Below are 13,484 nucleotides of genomic sequence, written 5' to 3'. Positions count from 1 at the left end.
GCGCTTGATGCGAACCTTAGCACTGCGACGTCGCAAGCGGCGTCCGAGACAGCCTTTCCCGCACTTTTTTCGCCGGCGAAAAAAAGCCCGGCGGCTGCCGGGCTCTGTTCTACCCCTGGATCAGGCCACTTCGCTGGGGTCTATCCCCAGGCCCTTGGCCACGCCCACGCCATAGGCGGGATCGGCCTTGAGGAAGTGACCGATCTGCCGCAGCTGCACCTCGCGGGTCACCGTACCCAGGGCGCCGACGATGTTGCCGATCAGCAGCGCCTGCTGGTCGGCATTCATCAGGCGGAACAGCGCTCCGGCCTGGCTGAAGTAGTCCTCGTCCACCCGGTGATCGTAGCGATCGGCCGGACCGGCGAAATTCAGCGCCGGCTCGCGATACTCCGGCGCCTGCTTGGGCGTGTGGCCATAGCTGTTCGGCTCGTAGTTCGGCTGCGAACCGCCGTTGCCATCGAATCTCATGGCCCCGTCACGCTGGTTGTTGGCGTAGGGGCAACGGGGTGCGTTGACCGGCAGTTGCTGATAGTTAGTGCCCACCCGGTAGCGCTGGGCATCGGCATAGGCGAACACCCGGCCCTGCAGCATGCGATCGGGCGACAACCCCACGCCCGGCACAACGTTGCTCGGCGCGAAGGAGGCCTGCTCGACCTCGGCGAAGTAGTTCTGCGGATTACGGTTGAGCTCCAGCACCCCCACCTCCTGCAGCGGATAGTCCTGCTGCGACCAGACCTTGGTCACGTCGAAGGGATTCTCGGCACGGCCAGCCGCTTCCTGCTCGCTCATCACCTGGATGCACAGCGTCCAGCGCGGGAATTCGCCGCGCCCGATGGCCTGGAACAGGTCGCGCTGGCTGTAGTCCGGATCGGTACCGGCCAGGCGTGCCGCGTCGGCCGGCGCCAGGTTCTTGATCCCCTGCTGGCTCTTGAAGTGAAACTTCACGAAGTGCCGCTCGCCTTGGGCGTTGATCAGGCTGAAGGTATGGCTGCCGAAGCCATGCATGAAGCGATAGCCGTCCGGAATGCCGCGATCGGAGAACAGGATGGTGACCTGATGCAGCGATTCGGGCGACAGCGACCAGAAATCCCACATCATCTGCGGACTCTTCAGGTTGCTCCAGGGATCGCGCTTCTGGGTATGGATGAAGTCGGGGAATTTCAACGGATCGCGGATGAAGAACACCGGCGTGTTGTTGCCGACGATGTCCCAGTTGCCTTCCTCGGTATAGAACTTCACGGCGAAACCGCGGGGATCGCGCTCGGTATCCGCCGAGCCACGCTCGCCACCCACGGTGGAGAAGCGCAGGAGGGTCTCGGTCCGCTTGCCCACCTCGGCGAACAGCCTGGCGCTGCTGAGGTGCGTGATGTCCCGGGTGACGGTAAAGGTGCCATAGGCCGCGGAGCCCTTGGCATGCACGCGTCGCTCGGGAATGACTTCACGGTTGAAATGCGCCAGCTTCTCGATCAGATGGAAGTCGTCGAGCATCAGCGGACCGCGCGGACCGGCGGTGCGGGAATTCTGGTTGTCGGCCACCGGAATGCCGCTGGCGGTAGTTAGGATCTTGGTATCAGTCACAGGTATCTCCCTCTAAAAGCGTTGGCTGATCGCTTGAGGGAAGTATCGCCACGGCAATACTTTAGGACTAATTTATTGACCCTAGCATCCTGATAGAAAAATCTGCGACCAGATTCGGATGCGAAGGGCTTGGTCTTCACCAAACGCCAGGCATGAAAAAGCCGGGCAAGCGCCCGGCTTTTTCCAGAACGCAGCTACTTATTCAGCAGCCTGTTCCACGGTACCGCCGACCGGACGGTCGATCAGCTCGACATACGCCATGGGCGCATTGTCGCCAGCGCGGAAGCCGCACTTCAGGATACGCAGGTAGCCACCCGGACGGTTGGCGTAGCGCTTGCCCAGGTCGTTGAACAGCTTGCCAACGGCAGCTTTCGAACGGGTACGGTCGAAAGCCAGACGACGGTTGGCGACGCTGTCTTCCTTGGCCAGGGTGATCAGCGGCTCGGCAACGCGGCGCAGTTCCTTGGCTTTCGGCAGGGTAGTTTTGATCAGCTCGTGCTCGAACAGCGACACAGCCATGTTCTGGAACATGGCCTTGCGGTGTGCGCTCGTGCGGCTCAGATGACGACCACTTTTACGATGACGCATGATTGAAATTCCTTCCCAAACTATCGTTCGGTGAACAATGACGATCAGGCAGTAGCCTTGTCGTCCTTCTTAAGGCTTGCAGGGGGCCAGTTGTCCAGGCGCATACCGAGCGACAGACCACGGGAGGCCAGGACGTCCTTGATTTCGGTCAGGGACTTCTTGCCCAGGTTCGGGGTCTTGAGCAGCTCCACTTCGGTACGCTGAATCAGGTCACCGATGTAGTAGATGTTCTCCGCCTTGAGGCAGTTGGCCGAACGAACGGTCAGTTCCAGATCGTCCACCGGACGCAGCAGGATCGGATCGATCTCGTCTTCCTGCTCGACCACGACCGGCTCGCTGTCGCCCTTGAGGTCGACAAACGCTGCCAGCTGCTGCTGCAGGATGGTGGCGGCACGACGCATGGCTTCTTCCGGATCCAGGGTACCGTTGGTTTCCAGGTCAAGCACGAGCTTGTCCAGGTTGGTACGCTGTTCGACCCGGGCGTTTTCCACCACATAGGCCACGCGACGAACCGGGCTGAACGAAGCATCGAGCTGCAGACGACCGATTGCGCGGGTTTCGTCTTCTTCGCTCTGACGCGCGTCGGCGGGCTCATAGCCACGACCGCGGGCGATTTTCAGCTTCATGTTCAGCGAACCGTTGTCCGCCAGGTGGGCGATGACGTGCTCACCGTTGACGATCTCGACATCGTGATCGACCTGAATGTCAGAGGCCAGAACCGGCCCCTGACCTTTCTTGCTCAGGCTCAGGGTGACTTCGTCACGGCCGTGCAACTTGATGGCCAGACCCTTGAGATTGAGCAGGATTTCGATCACGTCTTCCTGCACGCCTTCGATGGCGCTGTACTCGTGCAGGACACCGTCGATCTCTGCTTCGACTACCGCGCAGCCAGGCATGGAGGACAACAGGATACGCCGCAGCGCGTTGCCCAAGGTATGGCCGAAACCACGCTCGAGAGGCTCGAGGGTGATCTTGGCACGGGTCTGACTAACCGCCTGCACATCGATATGGCGGGGGGTCAGGAACTCATTTACCGAACTCTGCATGGATGCACCTACTTTCTAGCCCTTACTTGGAGTAGAGCTCGACAATCAGGTTTTCGTTGATGTCGGCGGAGAGATCACCACGGGCCGGCACGCTCTTGAAGGTGCCTTCCTTTTTCTCGGTGCTCACTTCGACCCACTCAACACGGCCACGCTGGCCGCACAGCTCGAGAGCTTGAGCGATACGCAGCTGGTTCTTGGCCTTCTCGCGGACCGCGACGACGTCGCCGACCTTGACCTGATAGGAGGGAATGTTGACGGTCTGACCGTTGACGGTGATCGACTTGTGGGAGACCAGCTGGCGCGATTCAGCGCGAGTGGCACCAAAGCCCATGCGATACACCACGTTGTCCAGACGGCACTCGAGCAGTTGCAGCAGGTTTTCACCGGTAGCGCCCTTGCGACGGGCAGCTTCCTGGTAGTAACCGGCGAACTGACGCTCGAGGACACCGTACATGCGGCGGACTTTCTGCTTTTCACGCAGCTGCAGACCGTAGTCGGACAGACGACCGCGACGCTGACCATGCTGGCCAGGAACGGTTTCCAGCTTGCACTTCGAGTCGAGGGCACGAGCGCCGCTCTTCAGGAAGAGGTCAGTGCCTTCGCGGCGGGACAGTTTGCACTTGGGACCAATGTAACGAGCCATTTCTCACTGTCTCCTATTACACGCGACGCTTCTTCGGCGGACGGCACCCGTTATGCGGGATGGGCGTCACGTCGGTGATGCTGGCGATCTTGTAACCACAGGCATTCAGGGCGCGAACAGCGGACTCGCGGCCGGGGCCGGGACCTTTGACGTTCACGTCCAGATTCTTCAGACCATATTCCAGAGCGGCTTGGCCGGCACGTTCGGCTGCAATCTGGGCAGCGAACGGGGTGCTCTTACGGGAGCCACGGAAGCCGGAGCCACCGGAGGTCGCCCAGGACAAAGCATTGCCCTGACGATCGGTGATGGTCACGATGGTGTTGTTGAAAGACGCATGGATGTGGGCGATGCCATCAACCACTGTCTTTTTGACTTTCTTACGAGGACGAGCAGCAGGTTTTGCCATGACTAGATTCCTGTCGATTCGCGGATGCGATTACTTGCGGATCGGCTTGCGCGGGCCCTTACGGGTACGGGCATTGGTCTTGGTGCGCTGACCACGGACCGGCAGACCACGGCGGTGACGCAGACCGCGGTAGCAACCCAGATCCATCAGGCGCTTGATGTTCATGTTGATTTCGCGGCGCAGGTCACCCTCGGTGAGGATTTTGGCGACCTCGTTACGCAGCTGATCGACCTGCTCGTCGCTCAGTTCCTTGATCTTGGCGGTCGGCTCGATGCCGGTGGCCGCGCAGATCTTCTGAGAGGTGGTGCGACCGACACCATAGATGTAGGTCAGCGAGATAACAGTGTGCTTGTTATCTGGAATGTTGACGCCTGCAATACGGGCCATTCAGAAAAACTCCAATTGACAGCTACCGACGCCCCGGAAGCCAAGAAAAGGGCGCGCGATATTAACGCTGTAGGAACAAATGATCAACCCGGCAGCACACTAGCTGCCGGGTTAGACGCGTGATTCACACTCAGCCTTGGCGCTGCTTGTGACGCGGTTCAGCGCTGCAGATCACGCGCACGACGCCTTCGCGGCGAATGATCTTGCAGTTACGGCACAGCTTCTTGACCGATGCACGAACTTTCATGACAACTCCTCTAACCTTACGGGTAACGGATCAGCGCATCATGCCGCTGCCGTAGCCCTTCAGGTTGGCTTTCTTCATCAGGGACTCGTATTGATGAGATACGAGATGGGATTGGACCTGGGACATGAAGTCCATGACCACTACCACCACGATCAGCAACGAGGTCCCGCCGAGATAGAACGGCACGTTCGCCGCGACCACCAGGAACTGGGGCAACAAGCACACCGCCGTCATGTACAGGGCACCGAACATGGTCAGTCGGGTCAGCACGCCATCGATATAGCGCGCGGACTGCTCACCAGGACGAATACCCGGGATGAACGCCCCGGATTTCTTCAGGTTCTCTGCCACGTCCTTGGGGTTGAACATCAGTGCCGTATAGAAGAAGCAGAAGAAGATGATCCCTGCACTAAACAGCAAGATGTTCAGCGGCTGACCGGGCGCGATGGCCTGAGCCACGTCCTGCAACCAACCGAGACCTTCAGACTGACCGAACCACGAACCGAGCGATGCCGGAAACAGCAGGATGCTGCTGGCGAAGATCGCCGGGATGACCCCGGCCATGTTCACCTTGAGCGGCAGATGGCTGTTCTGCGCAGCAAAGACCTTGCGACCCTGCTGACGCTTGGCGTAGTGCACGGCGATACGACGCTGCCCACGCTCGATGAACACCACGAAGGCGATGATGGCGACTGCCACCACACCGACCATGATCAGCGCGAAGATGTTGATATCGCCCTGCCGTGCCGACTCGAAGGACTGACCGATGGCGCGAGGCAAGCCCGCGACGATACCGGCGAAGATCAGCATCGAGATGCCGTTGCCGATACCGCGCTCGGTGATCTGCTCACCCAGCCACATCATGAACAGTGCGCCGGCGACAAAGGTGGTGACAGCTACGAAGTAGAAGCTGAAGCCCACACTGAACGCCACGCCCTGACTGGCAAGTCCAACCGACATCCCGGTGGCCTGAACGAGCGCCAGAACCAGTGTGCCGTAACGGGTGTACTGGCTGATCTTGCGACGACCAGACTCACCCTCTTTCTTCAATTGCTCCAGCTGTGGGCTGATCGCGGTAAGCAGCTGCATGATGATAGATGCCGAGATGTACGGCATGATCCCCAGTGCAAAGATGCTCATCCGCTCCAGCGCACCGCCAGAGAACATGTTGAAGAGGCTAAGAATGGTCCCCTCGTTCTGCCTGAACAGTGCGGCCAGCTGATCGGGATTGATACCCGGAACAGGGATGTGCGCACCGATCCTGTAGACGATGATCGCCAGGAACAGGAATCGGAGGCGGGTCCACAGCTCGGACATACCACCGGTCTTGCTGAGCGCAGAGAGAGCACCTTGCTTAGCCATTTATTCCTCGATCTTGCCGCCAGCTGCTTCGATGGCTGCACGTGCGCCCTTGGTGGCACCAATGCCCTTCAGGGTGACGGCACGAGTGACGTCGCCGGACAGCACAACCTTGACACGCTTGATGTCGCGGCTGATCACGTTGGCGTCTTTCAGCGCCTGCAGATCGACGACATCGACATCGACCTTGGCCAGCTCGGAGGTACGAACCTCGGCGCGGTCCAGGGCCTTTAGCGAAACGAAGCCGAACTTGGGCAGACGACGATGCAGCGGCTGCTGGCCGCCCTCGAAGCCGGGGGCAACCTTGCCACCGGAACGGGAGGTCAGACCCTTGTGGCCGCGACCACCGGTCTTGCCCAGGCCGCTACCGATACCACGACCGGGACGCAGCTTCTCGCGGCGAGCGCCGGGAGCAGAACGCAGATCATTCAATTTCATGACTTAACCCTCCACACGCAGAAGGTAATAGGCCTTGTTGATCATGCCGCGATTCTCAGGAGTGTCCTGAACTTCGACGGTGTGACCAATGCGACGCAGGCCGAGACCCTTGACGCAAGCCTTGTGATTGGCCAGACGGCCATGGACGCTCTTGATCAGCGTGACCTTGACGGTTGCGTTAGCCATGATCAGAGAATCTCCTCGACGCTCTTGCCACGCTTGGCGGCAACAGCTTCCGGCGCCTGCATGTGCTTGAGACCTTCAAAGGTCGCGTACACCACGTTTACCGGGTTGGTGGAGCCGTAGCACTTGGCCAGGACGTTCTGCACACCGGCGACTTCCAGCACGGCGCGCATGGCACCGCCGGCGATGATGCCGGTACCGTCGGAAGCGGGCTGCATGTACACCTTGGAGGCGCCGTGGGCGGCCTTGACCGGGTACTGCAGGGTGGTGCCGTTCAGATCCACCTGGATCATGTTGCGGCGAGCAGCTTCCATAGCCTTCTGGATGGCAGCAGGCACTTCACGGGCCTTGCCACGGCCGAAGCCAACGCGGCCTTTGCCATCGCCAACCACGGTCAGAGCGGTGAAGGCGAAGATACGGCCGCCTTTCACGGTTTTGGCTACGCGGTTAACTTGAACCAGCTTCTCGATGTAGCCTTCGTCGCGCTTTTGATCGTTATTTGCCATGACTTAGAACTCCAGCCCGCCTTCACGAGCAGCGTCGGCCAGCGCTTTGACGCGACCATGGTACTTGAAGCCAGAACGATCAAAGGCCACCTGGGTAACGCCAGCGGCCTTGGCACGCTCGGCGACCAGCAGACCAACTTTCTTGGCCGCCTCGACGTTGCTGGTAGCGCTTTCGCGCAGTTCTTTGTCCAGCGTAGAAGCGCTGGCCAGGACCTTGCTGCCGTCGGCCGCGATGACCTGGGCATAGATGTGCTGGGAAGAGCGGTACACGCACAGACGCACCACTTCCAGCTCGCGCATCTTCAGGCGAGCCTTGCGAGCGCGACGCAGTCGGGTTTCTTTCTTGACGGTCATTTGCTATGCCCTACTTTTTCTTGGCTTCTTTACGGTGGACGACTTCGTCGGCATACCGTACGCCCTTGCCCTTGTAAGGCTCCGGCGGACGGAAACCACGAATCTCAGCCGCAACCTGGCCGACCAGCTGCTTGTCGATACCCTTGATCAGGATTTCGGTCTGGTTGGGGGTTTCTGCGGTGATGCCTTGCGGCAGGTCGTAGTCCACGGGGTGAGAGAAGCCCAGAGCGAGGTTCAGCACCTGACCTTTGGCTTGGGCCTTGTAGCCCACACCGACCAGTTGCAGCTTGCGCTCGAAGCCCTGGCTGACGCCGACCACCATGTTGTTGACCAGGGCACGGGTAGTGCCAGCCATCGCACGGGTCTGCTGATCGCCATTGCGAGCAGCGAAACGCAGCTCACCGGACTCTTGAGTGACTTCAACGGACGGATGGACCTTCAGCTCCAGAGCGCCCTTGGCACCCTTGATCGAAAGGGCCTGACCGGCCAGATTAACTTCGACGCCTGCAGGCAGTCTTACAGGGTTTTTAGCAACGCGAGACATGCTGATTCCCCTTAGAAGACTGTGCAGAGCACTTCGCCGCCAACACCAGCAGCACGGGCTGCGCGATCAGTCATCACACCTTTGTTGGTGGAAACGATCGACACGCCCAGACCGCCACGCACTTTCGGCAGCTGGTCAACGGCTTTGTACTGGCGCAGACCGGGACGGCTGCTACGCTTCAGCTCTTCGATGACAGGCTTGCCTTCGAAGTACTTCAGCTCGATGGACAGCGACGGCTTGGATTCCGCGCTGACCTGAAAATCCGCGATGTAACCTTCGTCCTTGAGGACTTTGGCAACGGCAGCCTTCAGCTTGGAAGAAGGCATGCTCACAACGGCCTTTTCAGCCATCTGGGCATTACGGATACGAGTTAGCATGTCTGCTAACGGGTCCTGCATACTCATGGGCTATTAGCTCCTAATACAGAAATTGAGCCTACCGGCTCTCAAAATCACCCCTCGGCAATAGGCCGATTCGGGCGAGCCGAGCATTCTAGAGATCGGCCTGAAACGAATCAAGCCCCAAAAGGGGCTTGATTCAGTTACCGCGATGAAAGGCGCTAGCTGTTACCAGCTGGCCTTCACCAGGCCGGGCACGTCACCGCGCATGGCTGCTTCACGCAGCTTGATGCGGGACAGACCGAACTTGCGGTACACGCCATGCGGACGACCGGTCAGGCGGCAGCGGTTACGCATGCGGCTGGCGCTGGCGTCACGGGGCTGCTTCTGCAGGGCGACCTGGGCATTCCAACGCTCCTCGGGGGAGGCGTTGACGTTACCGATGGTCGCCTTCAGCTCGGCGCGCTTCTTGGCGTACTTGGCAACCGTTTGCTGACGCTTCAGCTCACGGTTAATCATGCTTTGCTTTGCCATTTGAAGACCTCAATCAGTTACGGAACGGGAAGTTGAACGCGCGCAGCAGCGCACGGCCTTCCTCGTCGGTACGAGCGGTGGTGGTCAGGGTGATGTCCATACCACGCAGCGCATCGATCTTGTCGTAATCGATTTCCGGGAAGATGATCTGCTCTTTCACGCCCATGCTGTAGTTGCCACGACCATCGAAGGACTTGGCATTCAGGCCGCGGAAGTCACGTACGCGCGGCAGGGAGATGGACAGCAGACGATCCAGGAATTCATACATGCGATCGCTACGCAGGGTCACCTTGACGCCAATCGGCCAGCCTTCGCGGATCTTGAAGCCAGCAATGGAATTGCGGGCATAAGTCACGACCGGCTTTTGACCAGCGATCTTTTCCAGGTCAGCTACAGCGTTGTCGATGATCTTCTTGTCACCGACTGCTTCGCCCAGACCCATGTTCAAGGTGATCTTGGTGATGCGCGGAACTTCCATCACGTTACCCAGCTGAAGCTGCTCTTTCAGCTTGGGCGCGATTTCCTTCCGATAAATCTCTTTCAATCGAGCCATGGTGATCTACCTAGCAGCTTCAGGCCTGGACCGCTTTTTGGGTCGACTTGAAGATACGAATCTTCTTGCCGTCTTCGACTTTGAAACCAACGCGGTCAGCCTTGTTGGTCTCGGAGTTGAAAATGGCAACGTTGGAGACATGCAGAGGGGCTTCTTTCTCTACGATGCCACCCTGAACGCCCAGCATGGGGTTGGGCTTGGTGTGGCGCTTGACCAGGTTGACCCCGCCAACGACCAGACGGTCATCGGCGAGCACCTTCAGCACCTTGCCACGTTTGCCCTTGTCCTTGCCGGCAATGACGATTACCTCGTCGTCACGACGAATCTTTTGCATGTCGGCTACTCCTTACAGCACTTCGGGGGCAAGGGAGACGATCTTCATGAACTTCTCGGAGCGAAGTTCACGGGTCACCGGCCCAAAGATACGGGTGCCAATCGGCTCTTGCTTGTTGTTCAGCAGAACCGCGGCGTTGCCGTCGAAGCGGATGATGGAACCGTCGGTGCGGCGGACGCCGTGCTTGGTACGCACGACGACAGCAGTCATCACCTGACCTTTCTTCACCTTGCCGCGCGGAATTGCTTCCTTGACGGTGACTTTGATGATGTCGCCGATGCCGGCGTAGCGGCGGTGGGAACCGCCGAGCACCTTGATGCACATCACGCGACGAGCGCCGCTGTTGTCGGCGACGTCAAGCATGGATTGAGTCTGGATCATGGCTCTCTACCCTTATACCTGAACGGCGCGCTCGACGACGTCAACCAGGGTCCACGCCTTGGTCTTGGCCAGCGGGCGGGTTTCGCGAATGGTGACCAGGTCACCAATGCGGCACTGATTGGTTTCGTCGTGAGCGTGCAGCTTGGTGGAACGCTTCACGTATTTGCCGTAGATCGGGTGCTTTACGCGACGCTCGATCAGTACGGTCACGGTTTTGTCCATCTTGTCGCTGACCACTCGGCCGGTCAGCGTACGGACAGTTTTTTCAGCTTCAGCCATGATCACTTACCTGCTTGCTGGTTCAGCACAGTCTTGACGCGAGCGATGTCGCGCTTCACTTGCGAGAGCATGTGAGACTGACCCAACTGGCCAGTTGCCTTCTGCATACGCAGATTGAACTGGTCACGCAGCAGGTTGAGAAGCTGCTCGTTCAGCTCCTCTACGGATTTCTCACGCAAATCTTTCGCTTTCATCACATCACCGTCCGCTTAACAAAGGAGGTTTCGACGGGAAGCTTGGCAGCGGCCAGGGCGAATGCCTGACGAGCCAGATCCTCGGAAACACCCTCGATCTCGTACAGGACCTTGCCCGGCTGGATCTGGGCTACCCAGTACTCGACACTACCCTTACCTTTACCCATCCGCACTTCGAGAGGCTTCTTGGTGACAGGCTTGTCAGGGAAGACGCGGATCCAGATCTTGCCGCCACGCTTCACGTGACGGGTCAGCGCACGACGTGCGGATTCGATCTGGCGAGCGGTCAGACGGCCACGGCCGACAGCCTTCAGCGCGTACTCGCCGAAGCTGACCTTGCTACCGCGATGAGCCAGACCACGGTTGTGGCCGGTCATCTGCTTGCGGAATTTTGTACGCTTGGGTTGCAGCATGTTGCGTACTCCTTACTTAGCAGCAGCTTTTTTGCGCGGAGCCGGGGCGACGGGCTTGAGCTCTTCCTGGCGGCCACCAATGACCTCACCCTTGAAGATCCAGACCTTCACACCGATCACACCGTAGGTGGTGTGAGCTTCCGCAGTGGCGTAGTCGATATCGGCACGCAGGGTGTGCAGGGGCACACGACCTTCGCGATACCACTCGGTACGGGCGATTTCAGCACCGCCCAGACGACCGCTCACTTGAATCTTGATGCCTTTGGCACCAATGCGGATCGCGTTCTGCACGGCGCGCTTCATGGCGCGACGGAACATCACACGACGCTCAAGCTGCTGCGCAACGCTCTGCGCAACCAGGGCACCGTCGAGCTCCGGCTTGCGGATCTCTTCGATGTTGATGTGCACGGGCACACCCATTCTTGCGGTCAGGTCCTGACGCAGCTTCTCGACATCCTCACCTTTCTTGCCGATCACGATACCGGGACGGGCGGTGTGGATGGTGATGCGTGCGGTTTGAGCCGGGCGATGAATATCGATACGGCTTACGGACGCGCTTTTTAGTTTGTCCTGGAGGTACTCACGAACCTTCAGGTCGGCCAACAGATAGTCCGCATAAGTGCGCTTATCCGCGTACCAGACCGAAGTGTGCTCCTTGACGATACCCAGGCGAATGCCATTGGGATGTACTTTCTGACCCATCTGATCGACTCCGTTACTTGTCCGCAACCTTGACCGTGATATGGCAAGACCGCTTCACGATGCGATCAGCACGACCTTTGGCACGCGGCATGATGCGCTTGAGCGAACGACCTTCGTTTACGAAGACGGTGGAGACCTTCAGGTCGTCCACGTCGGCGCCTTCATTGTGCTCGGCGTTGGCAACAGCCGACTCCAGCACCTTCTTCATGATTTCAGCGGCTTTCTTGCTGCTGAAAGTCAACAGGTTGAGCGCTTCGCCCACCTTCTTCCCGCGAATCTGGTCGGCGACCAAGCGGGCTTTCTGGGCGGAGATACGAGCGCCCGACAGCTTAGCGGCTACTTCCATCTTCCTTACCCCTTAACGCTTGGCTTTCTTGTCAGCCGCATGACCGCGATAGGTGCGGGTAGCAGCGAACTCGCCGAGTTTGTGGCCGACCATGTCTTCGTTCACCAGAACGGGGACATGTTGACGACCGTTGTGCACAGCGATGGTCAGGCCGACCATCTGCGGCAGGATCATCGAACGACGCGACCAGGTCTTGATCGGCTTGCGTTCGTTTTTTTCCACCGCGACTTCGATCTTCTTCAACAGGTGAAGATCGATAAAAGGACCTTTCTTCAGAGAACGGGGCACAGTCGAATCCTCTACTGATTACTTGCCGCGACGGACAATCATCTTGTCGGTACGCTTGTTGGAGCGCGTCTTGAGACCCTTGGTCTTGACGCCCCACGGCGAAACCGGATGACGGCCACCGGAAGTACGACCTTCACCACCACCGTGCGGGTGATCGACCGGGTTCATGGCAACACCACGAACAGTCGGACGCACGCCACGCCAGCGGGTGGCACCGGCCTTACCCAGCGAACGCAGGCTGTGCTCACCATTGGACACTTCGCCCAGGGTGGCACGGCACTCGGACAGCACCTTGCGCATTTCACCGCTGCGCAGACGCACGGTGACGTAGGCGCCTTCACGGGCGACCAGCTGAGCGGAGGTACCCGCGGAGCGAGCGATCTGAGCGCCTTTGCCAGGCTTCAGCTCGATACCGTGGATGGTGCTACCGACCGGCACGTTACGCAGCGGCAGGTTGTTGCCGGCCTTGATGGGCGCGCCAGCGCCGGACAGCAGTTGGTCACCGGCAGCAACGCCCTTGGGGGCGATGATGTAGCGACGCTCGCCATCGGCGTACTTCAGCAGAGCGATGTGTGCAGTACGGTTCGGATCGTATTCGATACGCTCAACGACGGCAGGGATGCCATCCTTGTTGCGACGGAAATCGACCAGACGATAGTGCTGCTTGTGACCACCGCCGATGTGGCGAGTGGTGATACGACCATTGTTGTTACGGCCGCCGGACTTGCTCTTCTTCTCCAGCAAAGGAGCGTAGGGCGCGCCTTTGTGCAGATCAGAGTTGACCACCTTGACCACAAAGCGGCGGCCAGCGGAGGTCGGCTTGCATTTTACGATTGCCATGAT

General features: G+C 59.4%; 25 protein-coding genes. All 25 read right to left on the bottom strand.

Annotation, left to right across the window (positions count from 1 at the left end; all coding sequences use genetic code 11):
• Positions 1-120: 120 nt before the first annotated feature.
• Positions 121-1,578: a catalase gene (locus CFE50_RS01625; protein WP_286730503.1), complete on the bottom strand. Its 1,458-nt coding sequence runs from the start codon at positions 1,576-1,578 to the stop codon at positions 121-123.
• Between the two features lie 198 nt (positions 1,579-1,776).
• A complete protein-coding gene (gene rplQ / locus CFE50_RS01620) occupies positions 1,777-2,166 on the bottom strand; it encodes a 50S ribosomal protein L17 (protein WP_007161227.1) in 390 nt (129 codons plus the stop codon).
• A gap of 44 nt (positions 2,167-2,210) precedes the next feature.
• On the bottom strand, positions 2,211-3,212 hold the full coding sequence (locus CFE50_RS01615; protein ID WP_286730500.1) for a DNA-directed RNA polymerase subunit alpha: 1,002 nt from the start codon (positions 3,210-3,212) through the stop codon (positions 2,211-2,213).
• A gap of 22 nt (positions 3,213-3,234) precedes the next feature.
• Positions 3,235-3,855 carry a 30S ribosomal protein S4 gene (gene rpsD, locus CFE50_RS01610; RefSeq protein ID WP_007161229.1) on the bottom strand — a complete coding sequence of 207 codons (621 nt, stop codon included), beginning with the start codon at positions 3,853-3,855 and terminating at the stop codon, positions 3,235-3,237.
• A gap of 16 nt (positions 3,856-3,871) precedes the next feature.
• Complete coding sequence (gene rpsK, locus CFE50_RS01605; RefSeq protein WP_003281811.1) at positions 3,872-4,261, bottom strand: 30S ribosomal protein S11; 390 nt, start codon at positions 4,259-4,261, stop codon at positions 3,872-3,874.
• 30 nt (positions 4,262-4,291) lie between these two features.
• Positions 4,292-4,648, bottom strand: a complete 357-nt coding sequence (gene rpsM, locus CFE50_RS01600; protein WP_007161230.1) for a 30S ribosomal protein S13 — start codon at positions 4,646-4,648, stop codon at positions 4,292-4,294.
• A gap of 130 nt (positions 4,649-4,778) precedes the next feature.
• A complete protein-coding gene (rpmJ, locus tag CFE50_RS01595; RefSeq protein ID WP_002555468.1) occupies positions 4,779-4,895 on the bottom strand; it encodes a 50S ribosomal protein L36 in 117 nt (38 codons plus the stop codon).
• A 30-nt stretch (positions 4,896-4,925) separates the two neighbouring features.
• On the bottom strand, positions 4,926-6,257 hold the full coding sequence (secY, locus tag CFE50_RS01590; RefSeq protein WP_027599183.1) for a preprotein translocase subunit SecY: 1,332 nt from the start codon (positions 6,255-6,257) through the stop codon (positions 4,926-4,928).
• Entirely contained in the window at positions 6,258-6,692 is a 435-nt protein-coding gene (gene rplO / locus CFE50_RS01585) for a 50S ribosomal protein L15 (protein ID WP_007161232.1), read from the bottom strand. It lies immediately after the preceding gene.
• Positions 6,693-6,695: 3 nt separating this feature from the next.
• Positions 6,696-6,878, bottom strand: coding sequence for a 50S ribosomal protein L30 (gene rpmD, locus CFE50_RS01580; RefSeq protein ID WP_007161233.1), 183 nt, complete (start codon positions 6,876-6,878; stop codon positions 6,696-6,698).
• Positions 6,879-6,880: 2 nt separating this feature from the next.
• Positions 6,881-7,381 (bottom strand): 30S ribosomal protein S5, encoded by a 501-nt coding sequence (gene rpsE, locus CFE50_RS01575; RefSeq protein ID WP_007161234.1) that lies wholly within the window; start codon positions 7,379-7,381, stop codon positions 6,881-6,883.
• A gap of 3 nt (positions 7,382-7,384) precedes the next feature.
• Positions 7,385-7,735 (bottom strand): 50S ribosomal protein L18, encoded by a 351-nt coding sequence (gene rplR, locus CFE50_RS01570; protein WP_007161235.1) that lies wholly within the window; start codon positions 7,733-7,735, stop codon positions 7,385-7,387.
• Positions 7,736-7,745: 10 nt separating this feature from the next.
• Positions 7,746-8,279, bottom strand: coding sequence for a 50S ribosomal protein L6 (gene rplF / locus CFE50_RS01565; protein WP_017640286.1), 534 nt, complete (start codon positions 8,277-8,279; stop codon positions 7,746-7,748).
• Positions 8,280-8,290: 11 nt separating this feature from the next.
• Positions 8,291-8,683: a 30S ribosomal protein S8 gene (rpsH, locus tag CFE50_RS01560; RefSeq protein WP_017640285.1), complete on the bottom strand. Its 393-nt coding sequence runs from the start codon at positions 8,681-8,683 to the stop codon at positions 8,291-8,293.
• 162 nt (positions 8,684-8,845) lie between these two features.
• Positions 8,846-9,151: a 30S ribosomal protein S14 gene (gene rpsN / locus CFE50_RS01555; protein WP_007161238.1), complete on the bottom strand. Its 306-nt coding sequence runs from the start codon at positions 9,149-9,151 to the stop codon at positions 8,846-8,848.
• 13 nt (positions 9,152-9,164) lie between these two features.
• The gene (rplE, locus tag CFE50_RS01550; RefSeq protein ID WP_007161239.1) at positions 9,165-9,704 is read right to left on the bottom strand and encodes a 50S ribosomal protein L5; all 540 of its coding nucleotides are present in this window, start codon (positions 9,702-9,704) and stop codon (positions 9,165-9,167) included.
• Between the two features lie 19 nt (positions 9,705-9,723).
• Complete coding sequence (gene rplX / locus CFE50_RS01545; protein WP_007161240.1) at positions 9,724-10,038, bottom strand: 50S ribosomal protein L24; 315 nt, start codon at positions 10,036-10,038, stop codon at positions 9,724-9,726.
• A gap of 12 nt (positions 10,039-10,050) precedes the next feature.
• Positions 10,051-10,419 carry a 50S ribosomal protein L14 gene (rplN, locus tag CFE50_RS01540; RefSeq protein WP_007161241.1) on the bottom strand — a complete coding sequence of 123 codons (369 nt, stop codon included), beginning with the start codon at positions 10,417-10,419 and terminating at the stop codon, positions 10,051-10,053.
• Positions 10,420-10,431: 12 nt separating this feature from the next.
• Positions 10,432-10,698, bottom strand: a complete 267-nt coding sequence (gene rpsQ / locus CFE50_RS01535) for a 30S ribosomal protein S17 (protein ID WP_007161242.1) — start codon at positions 10,696-10,698, stop codon at positions 10,432-10,434.
• Positions 10,699-10,700: 2 nt separating this feature from the next.
• On the bottom strand, positions 10,701-10,892 hold the full coding sequence (gene rpmC / locus CFE50_RS01530; RefSeq protein WP_007161243.1) for a 50S ribosomal protein L29: 192 nt from the start codon (positions 10,890-10,892) through the stop codon (positions 10,701-10,703).
• Positions 10,892-11,305 carry a 50S ribosomal protein L16 gene (rplP, locus tag CFE50_RS01525; RefSeq protein ID WP_007161244.1) on the bottom strand — a complete coding sequence of 138 codons (414 nt, stop codon included), beginning with the start codon at positions 11,303-11,305 and terminating at the stop codon, positions 10,892-10,894. The genes rpmC and rplP overlap by 1 nt, the downstream gene beginning before the upstream one ends.
• A gap of 12 nt (positions 11,306-11,317) precedes the next feature.
• On the bottom strand, positions 11,318-12,007 hold the full coding sequence (gene rpsC / locus CFE50_RS01520) for a 30S ribosomal protein S3 (protein ID WP_007161245.1): 690 nt from the start codon (positions 12,005-12,007) through the stop codon (positions 11,318-11,320).
• A gap of 13 nt (positions 12,008-12,020) precedes the next feature.
• A complete protein-coding gene (rplV, locus tag CFE50_RS01515) occupies positions 12,021-12,353 on the bottom strand; it encodes a 50S ribosomal protein L22 (protein ID WP_007161246.1) in 333 nt (110 codons plus the stop codon).
• A 12-nt stretch (positions 12,354-12,365) separates the two neighbouring features.
• A complete protein-coding gene (gene rpsS, locus CFE50_RS01510; protein WP_007161247.1) occupies positions 12,366-12,641 on the bottom strand; it encodes a 30S ribosomal protein S19 in 276 nt (91 codons plus the stop codon).
• 18 nt (positions 12,642-12,659) lie between these two features.
• Positions 12,660-13,481: a 50S ribosomal protein L2 gene (gene rplB, locus CFE50_RS01505; RefSeq protein ID WP_007161248.1), complete on the bottom strand. Its 822-nt coding sequence runs from the start codon at positions 13,479-13,481 to the stop codon at positions 12,660-12,662.
• Between the last annotated feature and the right edge of the window lie 3 nt (positions 13,482-13,484).

This window comes from Pseudomonas sp. PGPPP4, from assembly GCF_002256045.1.
Classification (GTDB): domain Bacteria; phylum Pseudomonadota; class Gammaproteobacteria; order Pseudomonadales; family Pseudomonadaceae; genus Chryseomonas; species Chryseomonas oryzihabitans.
This window is presented reverse-complemented; position numbering and strand designations above follow the sequence as displayed.